Source organism: Gracilibacillus phocaeensis (genome assembly GCF_900626275.1).
In the GTDB taxonomy this organism is placed as follows: Bacteria; Bacillota; Bacilli; order Bacillales; family Amphibacillaceae; genus Gracilibacillus; species Gracilibacillus timonensis.
Genome location: NZ_LR131144.1, coordinates 433395 through 457151 on the forward strand (window position 1 = coordinate 433395; position 23757 = coordinate 457151).

Annotated in this window: 22 protein-coding genes and 2 tRNA genes; 15 read left to right on the plus strand and 9 right to left on the minus strand. The window is 41.3% G+C overall.

What is annotated here, in order from left to right; translation table 11 throughout:
* The first annotated feature begins 17 nt into the window (after positions 1-17).
* The 4 genes from xylB to E0E32_RS09795 all read left to right on the plus strand — a co-directional run bounded on the left by xylB (position 18) and on the right by E0E32_RS09795 (position 4314).
* Positions 18-1517: a xylulokinase gene (gene xylB, locus E0E32_RS09780; protein ID WP_066192209.1), complete on the plus strand. Its 1500-nt coding sequence runs from the start codon at positions 18-20 to the stop codon at positions 1515-1517.
* Positions 1518-1719: 202 nt separating this feature from the next.
* Positions 1720-2736, plus strand: coding sequence for a Gfo/Idh/MocA family protein (locus E0E32_RS09785; protein WP_130859682.1), 1017 nt, complete (start codon positions 1720-1722; stop codon positions 2734-2736).
* Between the two features lie 142 nt (positions 2737-2878).
* Positions 2879-3532 (plus strand): SGNH/GDSL hydrolase family protein, encoded by a 654-nt coding sequence (locus tag E0E32_RS09790; RefSeq protein ID WP_066192213.1) that lies wholly within the window; start codon positions 2879-2881, stop codon positions 3530-3532.
* Between the two features lie 152 nt (positions 3533-3684).
* The gene (locus tag E0E32_RS09795) at positions 3685-4314 is read left to right on the plus strand and encodes a hypothetical protein (RefSeq protein ID WP_066192214.1); all 630 of its coding nucleotides are present in this window, start codon (positions 3685-3687) and stop codon (positions 4312-4314) included.
* Between the two features lie 24 nt (positions 4315-4338).
* Here E0E32_RS09795 and E0E32_RS09800 read toward each other — a convergent pair whose 3' ends face one another.
* The gene (locus E0E32_RS09800; RefSeq protein WP_066192216.1) at positions 4339-5304 is read right to left on the minus strand and encodes a LacI family DNA-binding transcriptional regulator; all 966 of its coding nucleotides are present in this window, start codon (positions 5302-5304) and stop codon (positions 4339-4341) included.
* 172 nt (positions 5305-5476) lie between these two features.
* Between E0E32_RS09800 and lacZ the strand changes: the two genes are divergently transcribed.
* From lacZ to E0E32_RS09820, 4 genes are all read left to right on the plus strand, one after another.
* Positions 5477-8578, plus strand: a complete 3102-nt coding sequence (gene lacZ / locus E0E32_RS09805; protein ID WP_130859683.1) for a beta-galactosidase, LacZ type — start codon at positions 5477-5479, stop codon at positions 8576-8578.
* Positions 8579-8640: 62 nt separating this feature from the next.
* Positions 8641-8823 carry a cold-shock protein gene (locus tag E0E32_RS09810; RefSeq protein ID WP_066192221.1) on the plus strand — a complete coding sequence of 61 codons (183 nt, stop codon included), beginning with the start codon at positions 8641-8643 and terminating at the stop codon, positions 8821-8823.
* 195 nt (positions 8824-9018) lie between these two features.
* A complete protein-coding gene (locus tag E0E32_RS09815) occupies positions 9019-9660 on the plus strand; it encodes a DUF624 domain-containing protein (RefSeq protein WP_161485707.1) in 642 nt (213 codons plus the stop codon).
* A gap of 188 nt (positions 9661-9848) precedes the next feature.
* Positions 9849-10085, plus strand: a complete 237-nt coding sequence (locus tag E0E32_RS09820) for a hypothetical protein (protein WP_130859684.1) — start codon at positions 9849-9851, stop codon at positions 10083-10085.
* 124 nt (positions 10086-10209) lie between these two features.
* Here the strand turns inward: E0E32_RS09820 and E0E32_RS09825 are convergent, their stop codons facing one another.
* From E0E32_RS09825 to pxpB, 3 genes are read right to left on the minus strand one after another with little or no spacing between them, the layout of a single operon-like run.
* Positions 10210-10944 carry a 5-oxoprolinase subunit PxpA gene (locus tag E0E32_RS09825; RefSeq protein WP_066192226.1) on the minus strand — a complete coding sequence of 245 codons (735 nt, stop codon included), beginning with the start codon at positions 10942-10944 and terminating at the stop codon, positions 10210-10212.
* A complete protein-coding gene (locus E0E32_RS09830; protein WP_130859685.1) occupies positions 10941-11903 on the minus strand; it encodes a 5-oxoprolinase subunit C family protein in 963 nt (320 codons plus the stop codon). Before E0E32_RS09830 ends, E0E32_RS09825 begins: the two co-directional genes overlap by 4 nt.
* The gene (gene pxpB / locus E0E32_RS09835) at positions 11893-12576 is read right to left on the minus strand and encodes a 5-oxoprolinase subunit PxpB (protein WP_130859686.1); all 684 of its coding nucleotides are present in this window, start codon (positions 12574-12576) and stop codon (positions 11893-11895) included. Before pxpB ends, E0E32_RS09830 begins: the two co-directional genes overlap by 11 nt.
* A 221-nt stretch (positions 12577-12797) precedes the next feature.
* On the opposite strand from pxpB, the gene E0E32_RS09840 reads away from it, so the two are divergent.
* On the plus strand, positions 12798-14495 hold the full coding sequence (locus tag E0E32_RS09840; RefSeq protein WP_066192231.1) for a methyl-accepting chemotaxis protein: 1698 nt from the start codon (positions 12798-12800) through the stop codon (positions 14493-14495).
* A 57-nt stretch (positions 14496-14552) separates the two neighbouring features.
* Here E0E32_RS09840 and E0E32_RS09845 read toward each other — a convergent pair whose 3' ends face one another.
* Complete coding sequence (locus E0E32_RS09845; protein ID WP_066192233.1) at positions 14553-15614, minus strand: FUSC family protein; 1062 nt, start codon at positions 15612-15614, stop codon at positions 14553-14555.
* Positions 15615-15936: 322 nt separating this feature from the next.
* On the opposite strand from E0E32_RS09845, the gene E0E32_RS09850 reads away from it, so the two are divergent.
* The 4 genes from E0E32_RS09850 to E0E32_RS09865 all read left to right on the plus strand — a co-directional run bounded on the left by E0E32_RS09850 (position 15937) and on the right by E0E32_RS09865 (position 17537).
* Entirely contained in the window at positions 15937-16380 is a 444-nt protein-coding gene (locus E0E32_RS09850; RefSeq protein WP_066192234.1) for an IDEAL domain-containing protein, read from the plus strand.
* A gap of 70 nt (positions 16381-16450) precedes the next feature.
* A complete protein-coding gene (locus tag E0E32_RS09855) occupies positions 16451-17200 on the plus strand; it encodes an SDR family oxidoreductase (protein ID WP_066196374.1) in 750 nt (249 codons plus the stop codon).
* A 112-nt stretch (positions 17201-17312) separates the two neighbouring features.
* A tRNA-Thr gene (locus E0E32_RS09860) sits at positions 17313-17385 on the plus strand.
* Between the two features lie 59 nt (positions 17386-17444).
* Positions 17445-17537: transfer RNA gene (locus E0E32_RS09865), tRNA-Ser, on the plus strand.
* 28 nt (positions 17538-17565) lie between these two features.
* On the opposite strand, the gene E0E32_RS09870 is transcribed toward E0E32_RS09865, so the two are convergent.
* The 3 genes from E0E32_RS09870 to E0E32_RS09880 all read right to left on the minus strand — a co-directional run bounded on the left by E0E32_RS09870 (position 17566) and on the right by E0E32_RS09880 (position 20964).
* Complete coding sequence (locus tag E0E32_RS09870; RefSeq protein WP_130859687.1) at positions 17566-18078, minus strand: hypothetical protein; 513 nt, start codon at positions 18076-18078, stop codon at positions 17566-17568.
* A 234-nt stretch (positions 18079-18312) separates the two neighbouring features.
* Positions 18313-20316 carry a penicillin-binding transpeptidase domain-containing protein gene (locus E0E32_RS09875; RefSeq protein ID WP_130859688.1) on the minus strand — a complete coding sequence of 668 codons (2004 nt, stop codon included), beginning with the start codon at positions 20314-20316 and terminating at the stop codon, positions 18313-18315.
* Between the two features lie 72 nt (positions 20317-20388).
* Positions 20389-20964, minus strand: coding sequence for a class D sortase, LPxTATN-specific (locus E0E32_RS09880; RefSeq protein WP_066192241.1), 576 nt, complete (start codon positions 20962-20964; stop codon positions 20389-20391).
* 480 nt (positions 20965-21444) lie between these two features.
* On the opposite strand from E0E32_RS09880, the gene E0E32_RS22190 reads away from it, so the two are divergent.
* The gene (locus E0E32_RS22190; RefSeq protein WP_161485708.1) at positions 21445-21591 is read left to right on the plus strand and encodes a hypothetical protein; all 147 of its coding nucleotides are present in this window, start codon (positions 21445-21447) and stop codon (positions 21589-21591) included.
* 151 nt (positions 21592-21742) lie between these two features.
* On the opposite strand, the gene E0E32_RS09885 is transcribed toward E0E32_RS22190, so the two are convergent.
* A complete protein-coding gene (locus tag E0E32_RS09885) occupies positions 21743-22384 on the minus strand; it encodes a YigZ family protein (RefSeq protein WP_066192245.1) in 642 nt (213 codons plus the stop codon).
* A gap of 180 nt (positions 22385-22564) precedes the next feature.
* On the opposite strand from E0E32_RS09885, the gene E0E32_RS09890 reads away from it, so the two are divergent.
* Positions 22565-23710 carry a sensor histidine kinase gene (locus tag E0E32_RS09890; RefSeq protein WP_066192247.1) on the plus strand — a complete coding sequence of 382 codons (1146 nt, stop codon included), beginning with the start codon at positions 22565-22567 and terminating at the stop codon, positions 23708-23710.
* Positions 23711-23757: the final 47 nt, after the last annotated feature.

Below are 23757 nucleotides of genomic sequence, written 5' to 3' on the forward strand. Positions count from 1 at the left end.
GAAGGATGAGTTGAATAGTGAGTTACGTAATAGGCGTAGATTTAGGCACTAGCGCAGTAAAATTGTTGTTGGTGAATAAATCAGGAGAAGTAGTAAAGGAAATAGCCAAAGATTATCCGCTATATCAGGATAAAACGGGGTATTCCGAACAGGAACCAGAGGATTGGGTGCGTCAAACGATTGCTGGTGTTAAAGAGCTGGTTCAATCATTTGATGGAGAAGTCAAAGACATTGAAGGGATTAGCTTTTCCGGTCAAATGCACGGGCTAGTATTATTAGACAAAGATAATCAGCCTTTACGTCGAGCCATTTTATGGAATGATACAAGAACAACCAAACAATGTCAGGAAATTTATCAAAAGGTAGGCAAGGACCATTTTATTGAGTTGACCAAAAATTTGGCCTTGGAGGGTTTTACTCTGCCCAAGCTGTTGTGGGTGAGAGAGCACCAACCGGCATTATTTGATCAGGCGACGACATTTGTATTGCCGAAAGATTATTTGCGGTACCGGTTAACGGGCAAGATACACATGGATTATTCGGACGCTGCGGGAACTAGTCTGTTGGATATTGCAAAACAAGATTGGAGTCAAGAAATTTGTGATTTGCTTGATTTAGACGTTTCGCTTTGTCCTCCATTAGTAGATTCTCATGCGAATGTGGGATCAATAATGCCAGCTATCGCTGATGAGATGGGGCTTGATCCAGCTACCCAGGTATTTGCCGGTGGTGCTGATAATGCCTGTGGCGCTATTGGGTCCGGTATTTTATCAGAAGGGAAAACCTTTGTCAGTATTGGTACATCTGGTGTGATATTATCTTATGAAGCGACAGGTGATAAGGATTACCAAGGAAAAGTGCATTACTTTAACCATGGGGAGTCCAATCGTTATTATTCCATGGGCGTTACATTGGCGGCGGGATATAGTCTTGACTGGTTTAAGAAGACCTTCGCCCCAGAAAAAGGATTTGATGAATTGCTAGCAGATGTAGGTGACATATCAGTTGGTGCCAATGGATTACTATTTTCTCCATATATTGTTGGAGAAAGATCACCGCATGGGGATTCGAGTATTCGCGGCAGCTTTATCGGGATGGATAGCTCCCATACCCTTAATCATTTCACCCGTGCGGTGCTAGAAGGAATCACCTTTTCTTTAAACGATTCCCTGGCCATTCTGCGCGAAAAGGGAAAACGCATTGACGCCATTTATTCAATTGGCGGTGGTGCGAAGAATACAACTTGGTTGCAAATGCAAGCAGATATATTTAATGCAGATATTATCCGATTAAAAAGTGAGCAAGGACCTGGTATGGGAGCGGCGATGCTAGCCGCATATGGCTCAGGCTGGTTTGATTCATTACAGGCGTGTGCAGATGTCTTTTTAGAAGAAGCTGATACCTATTATCCGATCCCAGAGAATGTCGAAGCCTATCAGCAATTGTTTCCTTTATACCAGGGTGTATATAACCAAACCAAGCAATTAAGCCAACAGTTGATGGCATTTCGTCAGTGAAAATGAATGTGAACGGACAAACTCGGAACCGTTGATGCAGTCAGAGGTTTCGAGTTTTGTGCGTAGGAAAGGAATGTGCAATTACTATCTATCAGATGTTTACCATCCTTTTCTGATTCCCCTATTTCTTTTTCCAGTTTATCAGAAAAACATTGGAAATTGACCAATTAATCCGCTATCATAAATAAAGGGGTGAAGAAATATGAATATACATAAAGTGATCATGGTTGGCTGTGGTGTCATGGCTAATATTTGGCTGGATTATGCAGACCAGCAAGAAACTATAGAATTAGCAGGTCTGGTTGATGTAAAGAAAGAGGCTGCTCAGCAAAAGGCAGAAGAAAGGGAATTACAAGTCCCTATTTTTACAGATTTACAGGTAGCTATCGAGACAACAGGGGCAACGATTGTTTTTGATGCAACGATCCCCGCTGCTCATCCACACATTGTTTCTACTGCGTTACAGGCGGGCTGTCACGTCTTCGGAGAAAAACCGATGGCCGAGAGTTTAACAGATGCAAACCAAATGCTTGAATTGGTAGTGAAAACAGACAGAGCCTATAATGTCATGCAAAACCGTCGTTATCTGCAGGAAATCAGGACATTGCGTGCTGCTGTGGAACAAGGGCTGTTGGGCGAGGTTCATACGATCAACAGCGATTTTTATTTGGGTCCCCATTTCGGTGGATTTCGAGAAAAGATGGAGCATCCGCTGCTGGTGGATATGGCGATTCATACGTTTGATCAGGCGAGGTTTATTTCAGGATGTAATGCTACCTCTGTCTATTGTCATGCCTTTGATCCGGCTGGATCTTGGTATGATGGTTATGCCTCGATGACTTGTATATTTGAAATGGAGAATGGTTCTGTTTACACTTATCGAGGTTCTTGGGCGGCAGAAGGCTTGCGCACGTCATGGAATGGAGATTGGCGCATTATTGGCACAAAAGGAACGGCTACGTGGGATGGTTTTGATAAGGTAGAGGCAGAAGTAGTTCAAGAAAAGAAAGACATGCAATTTTTGCGGGAAATGGAAAGATATTCGTTGCCTAACAGCTGGCAAGGTCGCGAAAGTCATTTTGGCTGTTTGGATGAGATGTTTGCTGCCTTGGATCAAGAACGTTCAGCCGAAACGAGTTGTTTCGATAATATAGAAAGTATGAAGATGGTATTTGCGGCGATGGAAAGTATAGAAACAGGTAAGAAAGTAAACCTGTAAGAAGTTGTTTAAAGCCGGTATTTAAAAGAGGAATCTCTTTGAATTTTCGACGTACAAGACGTTACAGTATTAGCCGGCGAGACCTTTCATCAGGATTGTGAACACGCACTATAAGAAAAAAACGATAAAAAGGATGAAAACAATGGATATTCCAGCAAGGAAAAAATTGTTGTTTATTGGCGATTCGATTACAGACTGCGACCGGGAAAAGCCAGTAGGTGAGGGGTTATTTGGTGCGTTGGGAAATGGCTATGTTTCTATCGTTGATGCCTTTTTGCAAGCGAGCTATCCAGAATTAGGTATTCGCGTTGTGAACAAAGGATTGTCAGGTAATACGGTAAGGGACCTGAGCGAGCGTTGGGAAATAGATGTCATGGAACAACAACCGGACTGGTTGGTGATCATGATTGGTATTAATGATGTGTGGCGTCAATTTGACTCGCCGTTTATAACGGAGAAGCATGTGTATCTTGACGAATATGAGCGGACATTAAATAGGCTTATCGAAGAAACGAAGTCGAAAGGAACAAAAATCGTTTTGATGACCCCGTTCTTTATCGAAACCAATTCAAACGATGCCATGCGTGCTGCAATGGATCGTTATGGGAAAGCGGTTGTACGGTTAGCGCTTGCGCATCAATTAACCTATGTGGACAGCCAAGCGGCGTTTAATGCCGTATTAGAGCATACACATCCTACTTTTCTAGCTTGGGATCGTATCCACCCTGGGGCGACGGGTCACACCGTACTGGCGAAGGCTTTTTTAAATAGTATAGGATTTGATTGGAATAAATAAAGCAGACCCAATCTTATTTTATCATGGTGGAAACTCTCATTCCTAGACAGGAAGAGAAATGAATGTAACGTCCCTAATAAGTCTCGCTTGATTCTATCAAACTATGTTATACTTGATTATCAGAGACAGAAACAAGGGGATGAGACAGGCGTATGAAGAAATTATGGGAAACATTGAAAACGATGTCTTTTAAGGAAGCGGTTGATTACATATGGGAATATTATAAACTACATATTATTGGTACCATATTGGGAGTGGCGTTTTTATGGTCGATCTTAGGAACGGTATTTGGCGAGAAAGAAGAAACCTTTCAGATCACTGTACTGGGACAGGTTCCTTATGATACTGCCGAGGCCTTTTCAACCGATTTAAATGATCATTATCTGAATGATTTTCGCGTCATAACAGATAGTATGATCACAGAAAGTGGTTCCCTGGAGGATGTGGACTACGCTCAGGTACAGAAATTTTGGGCAAATATGGGGGCAAATATGATCGATGTGATTATTGCTAGTGAGTCTTTGGCCGATCAATTTCAAGGAGAACAAGGATTAATGCCTGTCGATCAATATGTTGATCTTCCTTCGCTAGAAGAGCAGGAAGCGACATTATACCGTTTCGGCACCGAAGATGTATATGGCATAGCGACCGAAGATATCCCCATGTTTGAGGCTTACCCTGCCTTTCATGACCTGATTATTATGTTCCCCGTTAATTCAGAAAATCATGAAAGAACCGAGGAAGTTATGGACATATTAATGTCCGAGCCTCCATCCGAATAGGAAACAGAAACCACCTGATTGCACTCAGGTGGTTTCTCTTATGATCAGCTCCGTATCAAGATAGACCTTTTTAGCTACTTCCCGGTTATCCTTTATCCTTTCCATCATCAACTGCACGGCGGTTTTTCCCATCCATTCCTTTTCGATCCTTACACTTGTTAAGGCAGGATAGACATATTTCGATACGCTAATATCATTGATCCCAATCAGCTTTATTTGATGAGGGATGTCGATATCGGCTTGATGCATGGCCTTGAGGGCGCCGATCGCTAACGGGTCATTGGCCGCAATAAAGCCAAGTTTAGCAGGGGGAGTTTTTGTTAAGAACTGCTGCATAGCTTGATAGCCATCATCCACACTAAACGGTGTCTTTATGATCAATTCTTCTTTTAACAGATGATGGGCTTGTAAGTAGTCACGAAAAAACTGCTCCCGGATATCGATCTCGTCTTGCAGGTTACCTCCAATGAAACCGATCGTTTTGGTCTCATGACTAAGTAAATAATCAATCGCTTGCTTCATCACGGTTTGAAAATCAACCAAAACGGCATCACAGCCTGGATGCTGTACATCTGAGTCAATCAAAATAACATGTTTTGTAATTTTCTGCAAACGGTCCACTTGCTCTGCACTAAATCTACCCACAGCAATAACACCATCGATTTGTTTAGGTATTTTATTGATTTCTTTTACCGTATATTTTACTAAATGTAAATGTTCCTCTTTGGCTTGTTGTTCTACCCCATGTCGAATGCCCATATAATATAAATCCGTTAATTCCTCTTCCTCGGTTACCCAGTGAACGAAAGCAATTCTTCTCGTTATTTTTTTACGTGCGGCATTTTTTTGATAGGAGAGTGATTCCGCGATTTCAAATATTCTTTTTTTCGTTGCTTCACTGACAGATAAGCTGGGGTCATAGTTTAAAACACGGGACACTGTAGCGATAGAAACATTTGCCTTTTCTGCTATATCTTTAATTGTCGCCATTTATCACACTACCTTAAAGTAAAATTTAACTTGACTATTTTTACTCGTTATTTTATGATGCTATCAAAGAAAAATCAATCTTTTATCTCGATGTAAGCGTTTGGTATTTTTGGAGATTCACAGACACAGGCGCTAGTATCAGATAAATCATGCAGGAAGGGTGGTCAATATAATGTTAAACAAAGAGAAGTTAAATTACAAGCGTCCCGTCAATGGATACCCGGAATGGAATAACAATCCAGAGATTTTTTCATTGAATCGCTTACCACAGCATGCCCTAGCAATTCCATATCTTCATAAGCAACAAGCTTTTGAAAGAAAGAAAGCGGATTCGCCATTTTACCATTCCTTAAATGGACAGTGGTTTTTCCATTTTTCAGAGAGACCGGATCAGCGAATCCCTGATTTCTATCAAACCACATATGATCATACGGACTGGAATACAATCAAGGTGCCTGCCCACTGGCAGTTAGAAGGTTATGATTATCCGCAATACACCAATGTGACCTATCCATGGGTAGAACATGATGATATCAAGCCACCATTTGCGCCGACTAATTATAACCCAGTCGGTCAATATGTTACTCATTTTAGCATCACAGAGGGATGGGAGGAACTGCCTGTCATCCTGCATTTCGCTGGTGTGGAAGCGGCCTTTTATGTTTGGTTGAATGGAGAACTAGTAGGTTATAGCGAAGATAGTTTTACCCCTGCTGCCTTTAACATTACCCCATACCTTGTAAAAGGGGAGAATAAGCTGGCGGTAGAGGTGTATCGTTGGGCAGATGCCAGCTGGTTAGAGGATCAGGATTTTTGGAGAATGAGTGGCATTTTCCGCGATGTGTTTCTCTATGCCTTGCCCGATGTCCACTTGTATGATCATCGTATTAGAACAAATTTGGATAAAGATTATCAGCATGCAGCGTTAGAGGTGCAAGCAGAACTAGTAAACTATCATAAAAAGTCCATTGCGGCTTGTCGTTTGGAAATTGAATTGTTATCAGAAGAGCAAGAAACGGTCATCAAGCAATCCATTGATTTGGATATTTCTGATCAAGAAAAGATGGAAATAAAAACAACCGCAACCGTGGAGAACCCAAAGAAATGGAGCGCAGAAACTCCTTATCTTTATACCTTGCAGTTTACTATTTTAGATGAAAACCTCCAAATAATCGAAACATATTCGACAAGAATAGGTTTCCGTCAATTTGAATTAATCGACAACATCATGCACATTAACGGACAAAGAATCATCTTTAAAGGGGTGAATCGTCATGAATTTACTGCAGATCATGGACGGGCGGTGACCGAAACAGATATGCTGGCAGATATTACTCTGATGAAACAATATAATATTAATGCTGTACGGACATCACATTATCCTAATCATCCTTATTGGTATGAACTATGCGATCAATATGGGCTGTACGTGATTGATGAGGTGAATTTGGAGACACATGGGACGTGGCGATATGGACAGCAGGAGTTGGAGGATACAGTGCCAGGCAGCAAAGCGGAGTGGACGGCCAATCTACTGGATCGTTGCCAATCGATGTTTGAACGCGATAAAAATCATCCGTCTATCCTGATTTGGTCTTTAGGCAACGAATCGTTCGGCGGAGATAATTTCTTGCGGATGGCAGACTATTTTCGTGAGCAAGACCCTACACGCCTGGTACATTACGAGGGAACCTTCCATTACCGGCCTTCGGATGCGGCAAGCGATATTGAATCAACCATGTATATTCCGCCACACCGGGTAGAAGCGTATGCCAAACAACCTGGTGAGAAAAAACCGTATATTATTTGTGAATACAGTCATGCGATGGGGAATTCAAACGGAAATCTCCATAAGTATACCCGTCTGTTTGATCAATACGAGGTACTACAAGGCGGTTTTATTTGGGATTGGAAGGATCAGGCGTTAAGACGTCAAATGGAGTCAGGCGAGTCGTTTTTGGCTTATGGTGGCGATTTTGGCGAATCACCTCATGATGGGAATTTTGCTGGTGATGGCCTTATTTTTGCAGACGGTCAGATTTCACCAAAATTAATGGAGACGAAGGCCTGTTATCAAAACGTCGATTTTCACTGTGAAGATAAAGAAAAAGGCAGATTTGTTATTCATAACAAGCACCTTTTTCAATCATTGACAGATTACCGGTTGATCTGGCTGGTGGAAGAAAATGGGGAAGAGCTCCAATCTGGTACCATGGTATTACATACAGCACCAGGGCAAGAAGAGAGCATTTCATTGGACTATGACACTTCAACATTTGCCGTGGAAAAAGAACAAGTGATTACCCTGCGCCTGGTATATCAGGAATCTCCAGTGTGGGCAGAGACGGATCACGAAATTGCCTTTGCACAGTTTTTTATTCCGGCAGCTAAACAGCGACCACTGGCAACAGGCACCATCCAATTAAACGAAACAGATCAAGCCTACTTGGTGCAGGCGGGAGATGCTTGCATCCATTTTGATAAGGAAATGGGTTGTTTAACGAACTACAGCCAAAAGGGGCAGCCTCTTGTTTCTACACCGCTTTTGCCTAATTACTGGCGAGCTACTACGGATAACGACCGTGGCGCTAAGATTGATCAAACGAGTCAAGAATGGTACCAGGCTAGTCTGTCAAGAGAATTGGTAAACATGCAGGCCAGTCAAACAGGTACAGAAGTAAAGATTACCGCCCATTTTCGAATGCCGACAGAGCCCATTTCAACAGCGCGTTTGACCTATTTGGTGGATAGTCAAGGAGAAGTGGAGATCGAACACCAGCTTATCCCTGGAGAAGGAACATCATTTATTCCTGAAGTAGGTCTGCGCATGGAGATGCCCGATGATTTTCAGACGTTAACATGGTTTGGTCAAGGCCCGCATGAGACCTACTGGGATCGGGAGACTAGTGGTAAAGTAGCGATTCATCATGCCGATGTGGCAAGTCAGCTACAGCCTTATTTGAAGCCACAAGAGAGTGGTAATCATCGCGGTGTTCGCTGGTTCCGCATCATCGATACAACTGGTAAAGGACTACAAATTACGGGAGACCCTGTGGTGGACGTGAGTGCCGTACCATATAGCCCGTTTGAATTAGAAGCCGCCAGTCATCATTATCGCTTACCAAAAACAGATAAGGTATCGATCCGAATTAACGGTTGGCAAACTGGTGTTGGCGGAGATGATAGTTGGGGCCAGCTGCCACACACCGAGTATCGCTTGCATTCAAATCGAAGCTACCAATATCGCTTCTATTTAAGAGGTGTTTCGGAATAACTTTGAATTTAATGCCCAATAGGCGTATAATAAAGGTATCACCCATTGAAAGGGAGTGCCAAATGGCTTATTTTAATAATCAAAAAGAGCCTGTCAAAAATGTAGAAACCAATGTATGGGTTTGCGAAAGCAATGATTGCCAAGGCTGGATGCGGGAAAACTACTCATTCGATGAGAAACCAAAGTGCCCGATTTGCCAATCCAACATGGAAAAAGAAGTTAGGGTATTACCTGAAATGAAGTAGGGCTTTATAGAATAAACAAGCAAGCCGCTGGAATGTTTAGATTCCAGCGGCTTATTTGTGAGAGTGATTTGTGTAAGATGGAAAACAGCCAACCAAATAAGGAGGCTTTTTTTGATATGCTTCGCTGCGTTTAATCTAGCTACAAACGGATATACTATAAATAACGAATGATGGACAATGGGAAGGAGTGAGATAGTGATAAATTTGGATCAACCAGAATCCCCTCTGTTTCGTGTGCTGCAGATTATCGCAGCTTTCTTAGCGTTACAACTGTTGTGGCTGTTCTTTTCCTTAGGTGTGGTAACGGTTATTCCTGCAACCCTTGCCTTGTATACGGTAGCTTTGGATTGGTCCAAGCATGGCATAAACTTAAGAATTTGGAAGTCCTTCTACTATGCTTTCGTTAGTTATTTTAAAAGGACGATTTATGTAACCTTATTCATCCTTTCAATTTTGACTGTCTTTGGTTTGAAGCTGATAGTGCTTCCTCCATTTCTAAACAACGAATCCATTCTTTTTCAAGCAAGTGAGATATTTATAGGTATCGTCTTTTCCATGGTATTATTGGCTATGCTCCCATTATTAGTCAGCACCCATTTAAAAGGGAGGCTGTTATGGAAGAACGCGTGGGTCATCTCCCTAGCGGCTTTACCTGATTTATTATTGATTGCCTCATTTGCACTCGTGCTTTCACTGGTTATCTTTTATCTACCAGGTGCTTTAATGGTGGTGTTGTGTCCCTTTGTGTTTATTCATGTCAGCCTGTGGAAAAAGGCAGTAAATAAATTACCTCAAGATTTTTTAGATCGCTGCCTGCTCAAATATCATTATCGTTAAAACCCTTATCTGCATTTGGATAAGGGTTTTTTATAAAGGGAGTTTTTTGACGGATAGGGTAGGGGGTGAGTCTTAGTAGGGAGGCGGCTTATTTTTTCACAAGAACGTGGGCCGATCTAACAGACAAAAAAACGCCGAATCGTGTAATACTGTCTGTAGAATCTCGCGGACTGAGGAGAGCAAATTGCGTGCTACAGTCCGTAAGAACGAATGAATCTAACGGACAAAAAACCAGCGAATCACAAAGTTTTGTCCGTAAGAACGAATCTAACGGACAAAAAACGGCCGACTCGCAAAGTTTTGTCCGTAAGAATGAATCTAACGGACAAAAAACGGCCGACTCGCAAAGTTTTGTCCGTAAGAATGAATCTAACGGACAAAAAAACACCGAATCCCAAAATACTGTCCGTAAGAAACGAATCTAACGGACAAAAAACCACCAAATCGCAAAATGTTGTCCGTAAGAATCTCGCGGACTGGAGAAAGCAAAATCCGCCCCTGCGCCCATAACAATCCCAGCAATCCGCCTTTCATATCTGTGTAATGAAGTTAACGTGACGTCAGAATGGTTCGGATCTGCTTAACTAATTCCAAGGCGGCAGTATTGTCGCCATGTACACAGATAGTATCGGCTATAATAGGGATTTCGTTGCCTTCTTGTGTCATCACGGTTCCATTGTCAAGCATCTGCCTTACTTGTTGTATAACGCTTTCGGTATCATGGAGCAGCGATCCGGGAGTTCCACGGGCGACGAGTCTGCCATTGTTATGATAACGTCGATCAGCAAATACTTCATTGACAACGGCTAATCCCACTGTTGAACCCGCATGGATCAGCTCACTTCCCGATAGTCCAACTAATCGAAGGGATGGGTCTAGATCAAAAACAGCTTGAGCAATTGCCAGGGCTAACTGCTGATCTTGGCAAGCCATATTATATAAAGCTCCATGCGGTTTGATGTGGTGTAGTTTCACATGCTGGATCTCGGTAAATGCCTTGAGCGCCCCAATCTGATAAACGGTCCAATCGTAGACCTCTTGCGCCGTTACTTGCATCCGTCTCCGGCCAAAGCCTTGTATGTCTGGCAAGCCGGGATGCGCTCCGACTTCCACATGATGTTGTTTAGCAAGCCTTATCGTTTGGTTCATTGTATGTGCGTCACCGGCATGAAAACCACATGCCACATTGATTTCATCAACTAAGGGAATAATAGCCTGATCATTTCCTGTTTGGTAAACCCCAAAGCTTTCCCCAAGGTCACAATTTAAGCTAATTCTCCTCATAAGTGCTCTTCCTTCCATTTTTCGCGAATCAGCTTTTGTCTGACTCCCAAACTATATTGTCGTTGTTTCCATTTTCTAATGGCCTCTGCTAAGGAAACCTTCTTGAAATAAAAAGGACATCCGGGTTGAATCTGGCTTAGAGTGGCCAAATCCGTCCGAATCACTTGTCCAATTTTTGGGTAACCGCCCGTCGGCTGCCCATCCGCCATTAGAATAATCGGTTGTCCATTGGCAGGGATTTGAATTGCCCCAAAGCTGGTTGCCTCTGTTGCTAGTTGTTTTTGTTCATTTGCTGCAATGGCTTCTCCTTGTAAACGATATCCCATCCGGTTAGAAGTCGTGGAGATCTTCCATGGCTTATTTTCCAAAGCAGAAGGAGGGAACCAATCTGTTTGTGCACCCTCAAGGTAACGGATAACCTGGGGTTGGTTAGTTATATAAGAAAAAAACGAGGAATCAATTCCCCAATGAAAAGGGCATTTCCCTTTGTCCTGTGGAAGACAAGGAATCATATCACCGACAGCCAGGGGGCTGCCCAATAAACCTGTAATATTTGTACGCACTACCATGCTTTTGCTTCCTAAAACGGTCGGTATTTCGAAGCCATTTTTAACAGCGATATAACTGTATGTCCCCACTTTTGCGGTGCGAAGTTGTAAGGTATCACCTGCCATTATTTGAATGGGGCGCCCTAATTGAATCGGCTGTTGATTGAGATTAGCTGACATATCAGCACCAGTAATAGCGATAATCGCTGGATGATGAAATTGTAATGTTGGTCCAATAAAACTTAATTCCAACAGTTCCTGTTTCATTGGGTTACCTACTAGTATATTAGCTAATTGAGCAGCATATTCATCCATCGGACCGCTGAGCGAAAAGCCATAGGACTGGTAACCACTTCTCCCCGCATCTTGAATGGTACTATGTAAACCTGCCTCAATCACTTCAATGGTCACGGCTATCTCGCTCCTTTTTTTGGATGTTATGGTAGTCCTCGCTGCTGATAGCATAGAATTGTAGTTGATCACCTGGCTGCAGCAGGGTGGGATGTTCTGTATCCTCGAGAGTAAGTAAATCGATCGGTGTTTGTCCGATAATTTGCCAGCCACCAGGAGAAGAAGCTGGATAAATACCCGTTTGATGACCGGCAATTCCTACTGCACCTGTTGGGACATGGGTTCTAGGCGTTTCTTTCCTTGGGGTAGCCAATTCAGGATTTAACCCAGACAAAAAAGGAAATCCAGGAGAAAAGCCGAGAAAGCAAACATCGTATGTCGGCGTAGTATGCAGCCTGATGATTTGTTCAAACGTTAATTGATGGTACTCACTAAGATGTTCTATATCAATACCATAAGCTTGTTCATAACAAACAGGTATGCGATGGAGCACGCCTTGAACCGGCTTCTCCTTTTTTTGAGAAAAAAGGACTGTCAGCTCTTGCTTTAAGCTCGCATGATCGGACTGATCAATCCTGAAATAGACGGTGATGCTTTGATATCCTAATATGACTTCAGTTACGGCTGGGTGTTGACGAAGCTGTTGTCGGCAATTGAGCAGCTGGTTTACATCCGTTTCTTGTTCTGAGAAGACAGCCATTACGGCATATTCTGAAATATCGAATAGTTTCATAAGATTTCCTGCCTTTATGAGTATACTATCTATATTGTAACGAAAAAGCCTTATTTAGCACAATCATTTACCAGATTCATTGAGTTGAATTATAAAAATCACTTTCTAAATGTTACAAAATATTCACACCAAAAATAGGACAAAAGTATCTGTTGATGTTACAATGATTATGAGTTTTTACCTAAAAATATAGAAAAACAAGTACATCAAGGGGGAAACAAATGAAAATATTTAATAATTTAAAGCTTGGCAGAAAATACGGAGTCATACTTAGCGTTGTATTACTATTATTTTTCGCCTCGTCTATTATGGTTGGTATATTTCTAAATAATATGTATCAGGAAATTGACGTTATGGAGAATCGTGGGGAAAAGTCTGTTCAAGTCACCGAGTTAGGTTCTTTGATCCGGGCAAAGATGATCTGGATTTCCCAGTATAAGGATAACCCATCGTTAGAAACGGAGGCGGATTTTTCTGAGAGAAATGACAGATTCGAAAAAATAAAAGAGACACTAGAGCAGAACATCACGGATGCAGAACAAAAGAATCTGCTTCAAAGGGTAATTTCATTAAATTATGCCTTGAATGAGAGTTTTACCAATATTGTGTCTTATATGAATCAAGACGATCTGGAAATGGCAGAGGGGGAAGTTCAAAATGCTACTGCCTATCAATTGGAGGTGATCAATCAATTAGAAGAGCTGGAAGACATGGTTAACATGGAATTTATGGCTGCTTCCGAGCATGCCAAAGATAGTCAAAGAGAGGCCATGGTGACATTGGTCATTACGATTAGTGTTTCTGTTGTATTGAGTGTTCTCTTGATTTATGTGGTTACCCGCCGCATTTCCCGTCCTTTATCTCAGCTGCTTTACGTCAGTGAAGAGATTGCAGATGGAAACTTACAAGTAGAGCCAATTGATTATTCGTCAAAAGATGAAATTGGCCAATTATCCACCGCCGTTAATGTAATGAGTAATAACCTGAGAAATATACTCCAACAGGTAACATCGGTTTCGAATACCGTTACCAGTCAAAGTAATCAATTAAACCAGTCTGCTAATGAGGTGAATGCTAATGCACAACAGATTAGTGTTACCATGGAAGAGATAGCTTCTGGTACGGAAACACAAGCAAACCACGCTGGTGACGTCGCAAGCAAGATGGGAGATTTTTCTCAGAAATTAAAAGCTGCCAGTGAAGATGGGGAGAGTCTTGGCAAAACGTCAGCTCATGTATTAGATATGACGAAGGACGGCCAGAAAATGATGCGTTCATCGGTTGAACATATGGAACAAATTCATCATGTAGTTCACGAGGCCGTTGATAAAGTAAAAGTTCTGGATGCTCAGTCTCAAGAAATATCGAAGTTGGTTGCTGTTATTCGTGATATTGCGGAACAAACGAACCTGCTGGCACTAAATGCAGCGATTGAATCGGCTCGAGCGGGGGAGCATGGTAAGGGGTTTGCTGTGGTAGCAGATGAGGTTAGAAAACTTGCTGAACAGGTAACTGCATCGGTCAGCGACATTACGGGGATTGTCACGAATATTCAAACGGAATCATCAAATGTGTCTCAGTCATTGGAAGAAGGATACCAATCCGTTGATGACGGATCTGTTCAGATTGAGAAGACAGGATCGACCTTTGAATCGATTAATGAGGCGGTCAATGAAATGACTATGCACATTAAACATTCAACCAGTAATCTAACGTCTATTGCCCGTTCCAGTGAGGAAATCAATACCTCCGTGGAAGAAATTGCTTCTATTACCGAGGAATCAGCGGCAGGTGTGCAACAAACGTCAGCTTCAGCGGAAGAAGCCAGTGGAGCAATGGAAGAAATAACATCAAACTCCAAAGAACTGACCAGCCTGGCAGAACAGCTTAATGGTTTAGTAGGCAAATTCCGACTGTAGTGTGTCATTAACAGACAAACAGCGCCATGCCTATTTAAGGATTTGGTGCTGTTTTTATTAAGCTTTATCCTCGTCTTCGTAATAATGATATCTTTGCTCGCTAATCAATATCGCTTCAACAATGTTATAAATAGACACTAATTCATATAAAATGATGACCTCTGGTGTAAACATCGAGGTATGTGATTGTTCAGGCTGCTTGCTTTCCCAGAACTGCTCCATAAGTGCTTTTAACTGAAGCTTATAATCACTTGCCTTATAATGGTCTGGGTGTTTCATAAAATCAGTTAATGTTTCGACCATATTTGAAATATCTTCACATTGCTTATCGGACCAACATACATTATTAATAGACGTGTTAACCAAATTACCTATGTGATAATGAATCAGCCTTAATCGGGAGAGATTCTTTTTTTCAAAAGCAAACATTTTCTGCATCTCTTTCGAATGACGATGATATTTCGCTTCTTCCTCCTGAAACTGAAGCAGTCTCTCTGTTTGATCTAAACTTTTTTTCAATGTGTGAAATCGCCGAACCATTTCTTCTTTCTGTTTAGATTCATTATTTGTATGCAGCTTCTGTTTAATAATAATATCCAATTCTTCACCAATTTTCTGCAAAAGGTCATGGATATTTGTCATAATCTGTTTAGAATAATTCGGTGGAAAGACAAACATATTGACAAGCGTTGAAACGAGTAAACCAATGGTGGTTGTTCCCAATCTGGTAAAAAATGATATAAATAAATTCGTATCGATTACCTCAATCATCGCAACGGAAGTCAAGGTTGCCACCAACAGACCTGCATGCAGCTTTAATCGATAACAAGTGATGATCGTAAAGAAGGCTGCTAAGGCATAGGTAAGTGGTGAATTCTCAAATAAAAAGATAAATAATACTGCAAAGGCAGATCCAATGGCAGAGGCAGGGAAGCGCACGATCCCTTTTTTTATAGAAGCTGCCGCAGTTGGTTCAATCGTAACAATAGCCGTAATCACTGCAAAGACAGGGGGCCACCCTATCCATTGACAGATTAATGATGTTAAAAAAACCGCTAAAGCCGTTTTGATGACACGCCGCCCAAATAATTTTCGATTACGCCATATCTTCGCTTTCATGTTAAAGACTCCTTCAAATGATCTAAGGCTTAGTATACCGCAGATATCATACACTTTCCAATCCTTTTTTTGTTAGCAAAAGGAGTGCGATCTGTTTCATCAAAATAAGCTCTGCTTCATAAGATAGGAGAAAAAGGGGAGGTGGCCGTTGTAGTCATACGGTCTGTTAGAATATGATCCATTTCATTTTCTAAAACGTAATGATTGCAATCTGATGAGAAATTATATAAAATTGTCTGCAAACGCTTTCTTATTTTCGGTATATCATGTAAAATAAGAAGTATAGTAAAGTGCGTTGTGAATTCTTGAGGAGGTGCTCCATATGTTTTCAGTGAAAATGTTAAAGCCATATTACATTAAGGAAGAGCAAGAATATATAAGAGTGGTATTAGCATATCAATATTTTTCCCTGCTGATGGATGAGGAAGTTTATCATTTCGTCCCGCTTGAAGCACGAGAAATCCGAATCAAACGTGATACACAACAGATTGAGAATAAAGAGGCTGTCTTTGTTTTTCAAAAAGGAAAGCAGTTTCATCGAATTCATTTAGCTGATCTAATGAAAGTGAAGGACTTCCAGCAGCATTTATCAACGATTCTAAGCCCCTATATGATGCTCCCTAAACCAGAGGAGAAAAAGGATAATATTGATCAAGTCATCATGGAATTAGAACGCACCAATTTATTACGCTTAGTGGATCAAGCATTAGATGAGCAAAATGAAGCCCATTTTTATTTATATACAAATAAACTAACAGAAATGTAATATAATACATGATAGTCCCGTGTTACACTTTTGTGGCGCGGGATATACTTTGATGATGATAGGTGATGGAATGGATTTGCAGCTAAAAGGCAAGAAAGTTCTTGTAACAGCAGCAAGTAAAGGATTAGGTATGGCTTGTGCCCAATTATATGCGGAAGAAGGGGCACAGGTTTGGATAGCAAGCCGCAATAAACAACAGCTGGAACAAGCGAAACAAACAATCATTCATCAGACAGGCAATGCACAGGTTGAGGCTGTCATGTGTGATTTAACGAAAGAAGAAGAGATCAAGCAATTATTCGCTGAGACTGGTTCTATCGATATTTTGATTAATAATATTGGTGGGCCACCAGCGGGTGCATTTGATGAATTTGCTGATCAAGATTGGCAGCAAGCGTTTGAGCGCTTACTGATGAGTGTGATCCGAACTGTACGCGCAGCTGCACCTTCCATGAAGGACAGGCAGTTTGGTCGGATCGTGACAATCACCTCAAGCTCGATGAAACAGTCGTTAGATGGACTGCTTTTATCGAATACGTTTCGTCCTGCGATTGTGGGTTTATCCAAAAGTCTATCTCAGGAATTAGCGGGCGACGGCATTTTGATTAACTCAGTTGGCCCAGGTACGATGGAGACTGATCGCATCCGTGATCTTTATCAGCCAGCACAAATCCAACAGCTTGGCGAAAACATTCCCATCGGCAGAATAGGTCAGCCAGATGAATTTGCAAAGGCGGTTGTATTTCTTGGATCAGGTGCCAATACTTATATCACGGGACAGACATTAGTTGTAGACGGTGGTTCCATGAAAGCTTTGTAAGGATAAGGAAAACCATCCGTATGTATGGCGGATGGTTTTTGTGTGTTTTTTAATTCACAATGGTTGAAAAATCGTGTCATTCGTATTATGATATTTCTTGTGGTTAAAACATGCTGGTGTAGCACAGTTGGCAGTGCACTTCTCTCGTAAAGAAGGGGTCGGAGGTTCGAGTCCTCTCATCAGCATTTGGATAACCAAGCTTATATTACCGAAGTGCGGTGATAAGCAATGACCATCAATAATTGGAGAAGTACCCAAGCTCGGCTGAAGGGGGCGCACTCGAAATGCGTTAGGGCGTGCAAGCGTCGCGTGGGTTCGAATCCCACCTTCTCCGCCATACATACCTTGCCGCATTTTTTATCCCTCTATTTCTTTGTAAAACATAACCTTATTTTTTCGCCGATCTTATCACTTTTTTCTTCATCAAGATAAACCTCCCAAGGCTCTGCAATTTCCAATGTGAATTTCTTTGGTACTTTTTTATTCATTGGAATGAGAATAAATGCCTCGACTACTTCATCAGGTGCCGATTCTCCAATCGCATAGGCTAAGTCTGTTTCTGTCTGTTCTTGTCGCTTTGTTATGATTTTTACGTCTCCGTTGAAATGAATGTTTGTCGCTGTGAGATTGATCGTTTCTCCTACAAGGGTGATATGATTCTTTTGGTTATGTAAGGATCTTACGGCAAGAACCGAAAATTGGAATGCATAGTGATCAAAATAAACGCAATTAAAACCATTTTCATCAGTGATGTTCGTTTGATAAGTATGAACGATTTTATACTTGTCCTGCCATTCATCCACAAAGTAATCGTACTTGTTCTTGGTATGCCCAAATTCCATGGTGGAATCGGTCACCCATTTTTTTTGGAATAACATTGGTATATCCTTTCTTTAATAAAATACACATAGGAAAATTGTATCATATCAATAGATAAAAAAACAGCTGTCTATTTATGCAAGAAGAAGGCATCAAACCAACCTTTATTGCAAAATCACGCTTGTTATGAAACTGCCGATAGTTTGCATGACGTAAACGATCCGGATTGTTACCAAAAAAAGCTACTTCATGGCGGCGATCATGCCTGCCATAAAGCAGCTTTCTACTTTTCTTTATTCACTTAATACCCGACCGACCTTTTCGGCGACGTAACCACTGCCGCCATTTTGATTTTCGATATGTTCTACCATCATTGCAACGATCAGGTTTTCATCTTCAGGATAACCGACAAACCAGCCATTCTCTGCTGCGCCTTCTTCATCCAATGATTGCTTCAATTCAGCCGTTCCCGTTTTGCCTAATATTGTTTTTTCTTCTATATTTGCTGGACTCCCTGTTCCTTCAGTGACAACACCACGCAGGGCATCATTCATAAGTGCGACATTGTCTTCTGATAGAAGATTCTCTTTCCAATTTACCCCTTGCTCCTCATCGGATAACAAGGTCGGTTGAATCATGTTCCCGTTATTTTTAAAGATCGAATAACTAGTGGCCAAGTGCAAGGCACTCATTTCAATTTGACCTTGACCATAGCTTGTATCTGCGAGCAATACTTCATTATCCAAGCTTCCATCTGCAGAGATGGTGCTAGAGGTGATCGGATAGGTGTAAGGCAGATCTTCTCCAATACCAAACTGTTGCAATCCTTCTACAAAGGTTTCTGCCCCCATGTCAATCGCCTGGATAGCAAAATAGATATTGTCTGAACGGACCAGTGCGTCCCTTAAATCAACAGGACCGTTTGATTCAGAAACACGACGTACGGAGTAATCACCCCAGTTTTCTTTTTGCCAAGTAAGTCCATTGATGGTGATTCCTTCATTTGGGTCCAGACTGCCATTCTGTAAACCGATCGCACTAGTAACAGGTTTAAAGGCAGACCCTGGGGCGAATGTAGCAGCAAAACGGTTCAATAAAGGGTTTTGCTCATCATTTTGCCATTCTTCCCATTGTTCATTGCTTAATCCATATAGAAAAGCATGCGGATCAAAGGCGGGACTGCTAACTAATGCGAGTGTTTCTCCGGTAGTAGGATCAATTGCCGCTGCAGTTCCAGCATCATCGCCTAACGACTCAAAGATTTGCTGTTGGCGGCTAGCGTCGATGGTAAGTTGAACATCCTCACCGTCTTGCACTTCTTGCTCCGCCAGCACAATCGGATCTTCGCCCTCTTTGTTCACTACGATTTGCACGCCATTTTGTCCGTGCAGTTCTTCTTCAAATAATTCTTCTAAACCTCGATAGCCGACTAAATCATTTTGCGAATATATACTAGAATCAAGTTCCTCCAATTTTTCAGCTGTTACCGGTGCGATATACCCGGTTAAGTGGGCGGCTGCTTCACCTAAAGGATAAACCCGGCCAGTTGTTGATTGGTAGGTGAGGGCCTCGACAGATTGTATAGCTTCCTCCAAATTCTCCCCAAGCGACGGGAATACCTTCAATGGAACGAACGTATCGGAAGTAACCCAATCAGCACTCAAGGCCTGATCGATCTCGTCCACTGAAATATCCAGCGCCTCAGCGATGGTCTCTTTTTCTGCTGCTTCATCACTGAAAAGGCCAGGCTGTACCCCTAATTCATAGACCTCATCATTGATAGCTAGCCCTTCTTGATTTCGGTCGAAAATTTCACCCCGAGTAGCCTCTATGTTATCGATGCCGATCTCACCACCATCTGCCAGCTCTGGAAAAATCAAACCCGGGTTCCAGTTGACGACCCAATCGATTTGTTCCTCACCGTCAATCGTTTCGGTCGTTTTGACCATCTCCACATCTGTTTCAAAAGAAATCGGACCGGCAAATGTATCCATGCTGACTTGTATAGGGAAAACCTGCGATTCGATTTCCTCTAAATCGCGTTCTTCCTCATCGACTTCTGCCTCAAAGGAAACGTCTAGATTTTCTACCTCCACATCCTGATAAATCTTTTCATAACGATTGAATGCTTCTCCCTCGACATCTTCTGGAACCATCGTATACATTTCCGTAAAATCTTGTTGATTCCAAAGATCTACATATTCTTGCAACTTGTCTTCCGGCTTGGCGATATCGTCATTGGAACAACCAACTAACGCTACCAAACCGAGGATGATAAGCCATGCTATTTTTTTCATATGTTTTCCCCCTCATCTGTCTATTCAAAAGAAAAAGCGTATTGCTTCATTTGATCAATACGCTTTTTACCACTAAATTGGTTTTGCATAAATAATGTATCGGTCCGGTGCATTCCCAACAAAGGAAAAAGGATAGCAGGTAGTGATTACAAGTTCTTCATCTGGGGCAGTAGATTTAATGATGGAAGTATCCTCCGCGTCAACGATTTTGGAGTCGACCATCTCATATTCAAAGGATCCGTATTCTAAATGAACGATAAAGGTATCGCCAACCTCTACGTCCCCCAAACTGCGAAAAACGGTATCCCGATGTCCAGATAAGACGATTTGATCATTTTGTTCAGGATATGCAGAGCCGAGATAGTGCCCCACTCCTTTGTCTAAATCATCTGGGTCGGTGCCCTCAACAATAGGTAGTTCTGCCTCTAATGTTGGGATTTCCAATATACCTACTGTTTCATTCATATCAGGTTCAAATTCCTCTGGTGTGGTTCGTTCGGCTTCATCCTGTTTGGAGGAGCGTTCGATCAGAGACTGAGCTTCTGTCATCGCTTGCTTTTCGGCTGCTTGTATCTTGAAATACTGATAGCCACCAACGCTTAACAAAACAACGCCAACTAACATCAACAAAAATGCCAACTTTTTCATATGTACACCTCATTTAGTCTAATCATGCACAAACTTATCCTTATTTTATCAATGACTAGCGTTTTTTTCAATCTCGACTAGGGAAAAAGTACAATATTTTACTTTCGAATTCCCTTGAGAAATGGAAGACAATTTGTTCAATCGGGAACTAATTTCAAAATAAGGAACAGAAATGACGGACAAAATCCAACTGCTTTCTATCGTATTACTATTTTGTCGCTAAAAAATAGAAGCTTATACTGGTGTAGAGGCTGCCTGGAATGGTTGTGCAGCACCAAAGGAGCCAGGAAATTCGCTTGCTATAAGCGTATGAACATATCTTTTTGCATCCTCTATTAAAATAGTGTATAGTTTTCTTTGTGCGTAAATGTGAAAAAATTATCATGTTTTAATAGAAAATGAAGTGGTATAACTAGAGTAGTTACGAAAAGGACGCGACGGACATAATATATTCATAGAACAGCTAAGGAGATGAGGAATTTGACAGAACAAGAGGTGTACCGTTCCATTTTGCAAAGGATGTTAGATCAAACCGAAGAGCAATTAATCGATAACCCCAAAGATTTTCTTCATCAATTAACGCAAGAGATTAAAGCGACGAGTACGTTTACAACTGAAAAGCATTAATTCATTAAACATGCTATCCAGATGAAAGAACGAGACGTTTTTCCATTCTGTATAGCATGTTTATTTTGAACAAAGCGTGGGCTGTGGGTTTACATTTGATTAATTTTCCTCTTCCGAAATGAGGCTTCACGTTATTTCCCGGGGAATAAAATCAGGAGGTCGGAACGTCTATTTCGACATATGTAGCTCCTTCTTCTTGTATCTCCTGTTTTCCACTTGTCTGGTTCATGATCCAGTCTTGGAAGCTATCTTCCTCTCCAGCTTGCACACGGACATGAAAGGTTACTTGATCGGTATAGTCAATATCACCTAACAAATAATGGGCTTGACGTAATTCATTTTCGATTTTGCCAAGCAATGTGTAATCTACAGTTACTGCAAAGCCGGACATTTGTTTTCTTTCAACGATTCCAGTTTGGTTGATCGCTAACGTAGTTGTACTGGCATATGCGCGTATTAAACCTCCGGCACCAAGTTTAATACCGCCAAAATACCTGGTTACCACCACGACTGTATCCTTTAACTGGCGCTTTTTAAGGACTTCCAAGATGGGTACTCCTGCTGTTCCGCTTGGTTCTCCATCATCATTTGCCTTTTGAATCTGATCATGTTCCCCAATCATATATGCCGAACAATTATGAGTGGCATCGGCATGCTTCTTTTTAATCTCTTGGATAAACTGTTGTGCTTCCTCTTCAGATGTCACTCGCTTGACATATCCAATGAATCTGGATTTTTGGATAACTTGTTCCTCTGAACCTTGTGTCTTCACCGTAAAATAATTTGCTAGCATCGGCACTTCCTCCTTTTATTTTTGAGAAATATGTGTAAACTATTATTGAATGAATTTTTAATTTATAGACAGTCAGTGTACAATGTACCTAATAGGAAGTAAAGAATATTGTAACGCACCCCTAAAAAGGAACTAAACATTTCGTATTGTATGAATGACATTAGATAGAGAGGTTTTCTTATGGTAAATAATGACCGTAAACTAGACTATATAATAGATGAGATGGTGAATACAGTAGAAAACAGTAAGGATGAAGTTTTTGGTATTGCGGAAGAGTCTAGAAAAGAATATGAATTATTAACGGAAGAGCTGGCAAGTTTGAAACATTCCGTGCTCGAAAAAATCCGAGAGAATGAACAACTGGATAAACAGTCTGCCTTATCCAGACAACATCTGGCAGAAGTGAGCAAGAATTTTCGTGACTATTCAGAGGATACGATTAAAGAAGCATATGATAGGGCCCACAAATACCAAACCGCCTTACAAGTCAATCGTGATAAGGAACAAATCTTGCGAAAGAGAAGAGATGAAATTGAATTACGCCTCAAATCTATGGAGCACATGGTGGAACGTGCCGATGGTCTAGCAGGAAAAATCTCCATCGTGTTGAATTATTTGAATGATGACTTTAAGCATGTGTCCGATATCATTCAAGACGCCCATGCCAAACAACAATTTGGTTTGAAAATTATTGAAGCACAAGAAGAAGAGAGAAGAAGGATTTCTCGAGAAATTCATGATGGGCCGGCCCAAATGCTTGCTAATATTATGCTGCGATCGGAAATCGTTGGTCGTACATATAAAAAAGGAGACGTGGAAAGTGCCGTTTCTGAAATGCGTAATGTCCGTTCCTTAATCAAGGATTCTTTACACGAAGTAAGGAGGATTATTTATGATCTTAGGCCAATGGCATTAGATGACCTTGGCTTAATCCCAACGATCAAGAAATATATATCTACCTTGCATGATCAGCACGCAAACATCCATTTTTCATATAATGGCTCTTCGGACAGATTGGATAGTCAATATGAGGTAGCTCTATTTCGCTTAATACAAGAATCGATTCAAAATGCTATCAAACATGCAGAAGCGGATCAAATCAAGGTGCTTTTAGAGGTTTCTGCAGAAAAGGTGATTGTATTAGTAGAGGACGATGGGGAAGGTTTTGATCAAAATCAAAAAAAAGAAAAATCTTTTGGTTTAATAGGTATGCAAGAACGGGTAGAAATGCTTGAAGGCGAGATTAGAATCAAGAGTCAAATCGCAAAAGGGACAAAAATCATGATAAAAATCCCGATTAAACAAAATATTGATACAGATATTTAATATTTCGTGTATAATATAAGAACAAATCACAGTGAAATACAGAGAAT

What these genes read in the sequence shown, in the direction of transcription:
- lacZ (WP_130859683.1), top strand. Translation starts at nt 5,477, where the DNA reads ATGTTAAACAAAGAGAAGTTAAATTACAAGCGTCCCGTCAATGGATAC.
- E0E32_RS09800 (WP_066192216.1), bottom strand. Translation starts at nt 5,304, where the DNA reads ATGGCGACAATTAAAGATATAGCAGAAAAGGCAAATGTTTCTATCGCT.
- E0E32_RS09785 (WP_130859682.1), top strand. Translation starts at nt 1,720, where the DNA reads ATGAATATACATAAAGTGATCATGGTTGGCTGTGGTGTCATGGCTAAT.
- E0E32_RS09885 (WP_066192245.1), bottom strand. Translation starts at nt 22,384, where the DNA reads ATGCTAGCAAATTATTTTACGGTGAAGACACAAGGTTCAGAGGAACAA.
- E0E32_RS09845 (WP_066192233.1), bottom strand. Translation starts at nt 15,614, where the DNA reads ATGAAAGCGAAGATATGGCGTAATCGAAAATTATTTGGGCGGCGTGTC.
- pxpB (WP_130859686.1), bottom strand. Translation starts at nt 12,576, where the DNA reads ATGAAACTATTCGATATTTCAGAATATGCCGTAATGGCTGTCTTCTCA.
- E0E32_RS09795 (WP_066192214.1), top strand. Translation starts at nt 3,685, where the DNA reads ATGAAGAAATTATGGGAAACATTGAAAACGATGTCTTTTAAGGAAGCG.
- E0E32_RS09870 (WP_130859687.1), bottom strand. Translation starts at nt 18,078, where the DNA reads ATGTTATTCCAAAAAAAATGGGTGACCGATTCCACCATGGAATTTGGG.
- E0E32_RS09810 (WP_066192221.1), top strand. Translation starts at nt 8,641, where the DNA reads ATGGCTTATTTTAATAATCAAAAAGAGCCTGTCAAAAATGTAGAAACC.
- E0E32_RS09890 (WP_066192247.1), top strand. Translation starts at nt 22,565, where the DNA reads ATGGTAAATAATGACCGTAAACTAGACTATATAATAGATGAGATGGTG.
- E0E32_RS09855 (WP_066196374.1), top strand. Translation starts at nt 16,451, where the DNA reads ATGGATTTGCAGCTAAAAGGCAAGAAAGTTCTTGTAACAGCAGCAAGT.
- E0E32_RS09880 (WP_066192241.1), bottom strand. Translation starts at nt 20,964, where the DNA reads ATGAAAAAGTTGGCATTTTTGTTGATGTTAGTTGGCGTTGTTTTGTTA.
- E0E32_RS09825 (WP_066192226.1), bottom strand. Translation starts at nt 10,944, where the DNA reads ATGAGGAGAATTAGCTTAAATTGTGACCTTGGGGAAAGCTTTGGGGTT.
- E0E32_RS09850 (WP_066192234.1), top strand. Translation starts at nt 15,937, where the DNA reads ATGTTTTCAGTGAAAATGTTAAAGCCATATTACATTAAGGAAGAGCAA.
- E0E32_RS09875 (WP_130859688.1), bottom strand. Translation starts at nt 20,316, where the DNA reads ATGAAAAAAATAGCATGGCTTATCATCCTCGGTTTGGTAGCGTTAGTT.
- E0E32_RS09840 (WP_066192231.1), top strand. Translation starts at nt 12,798, where the DNA reads ATGAAAATATTTAATAATTTAAAGCTTGGCAGAAAATACGGAGTCATA.
- E0E32_RS09790 (WP_066192213.1), top strand. Translation starts at nt 2,879, where the DNA reads ATGGATATTCCAGCAAGGAAAAAATTGTTGTTTATTGGCGATTCGATT.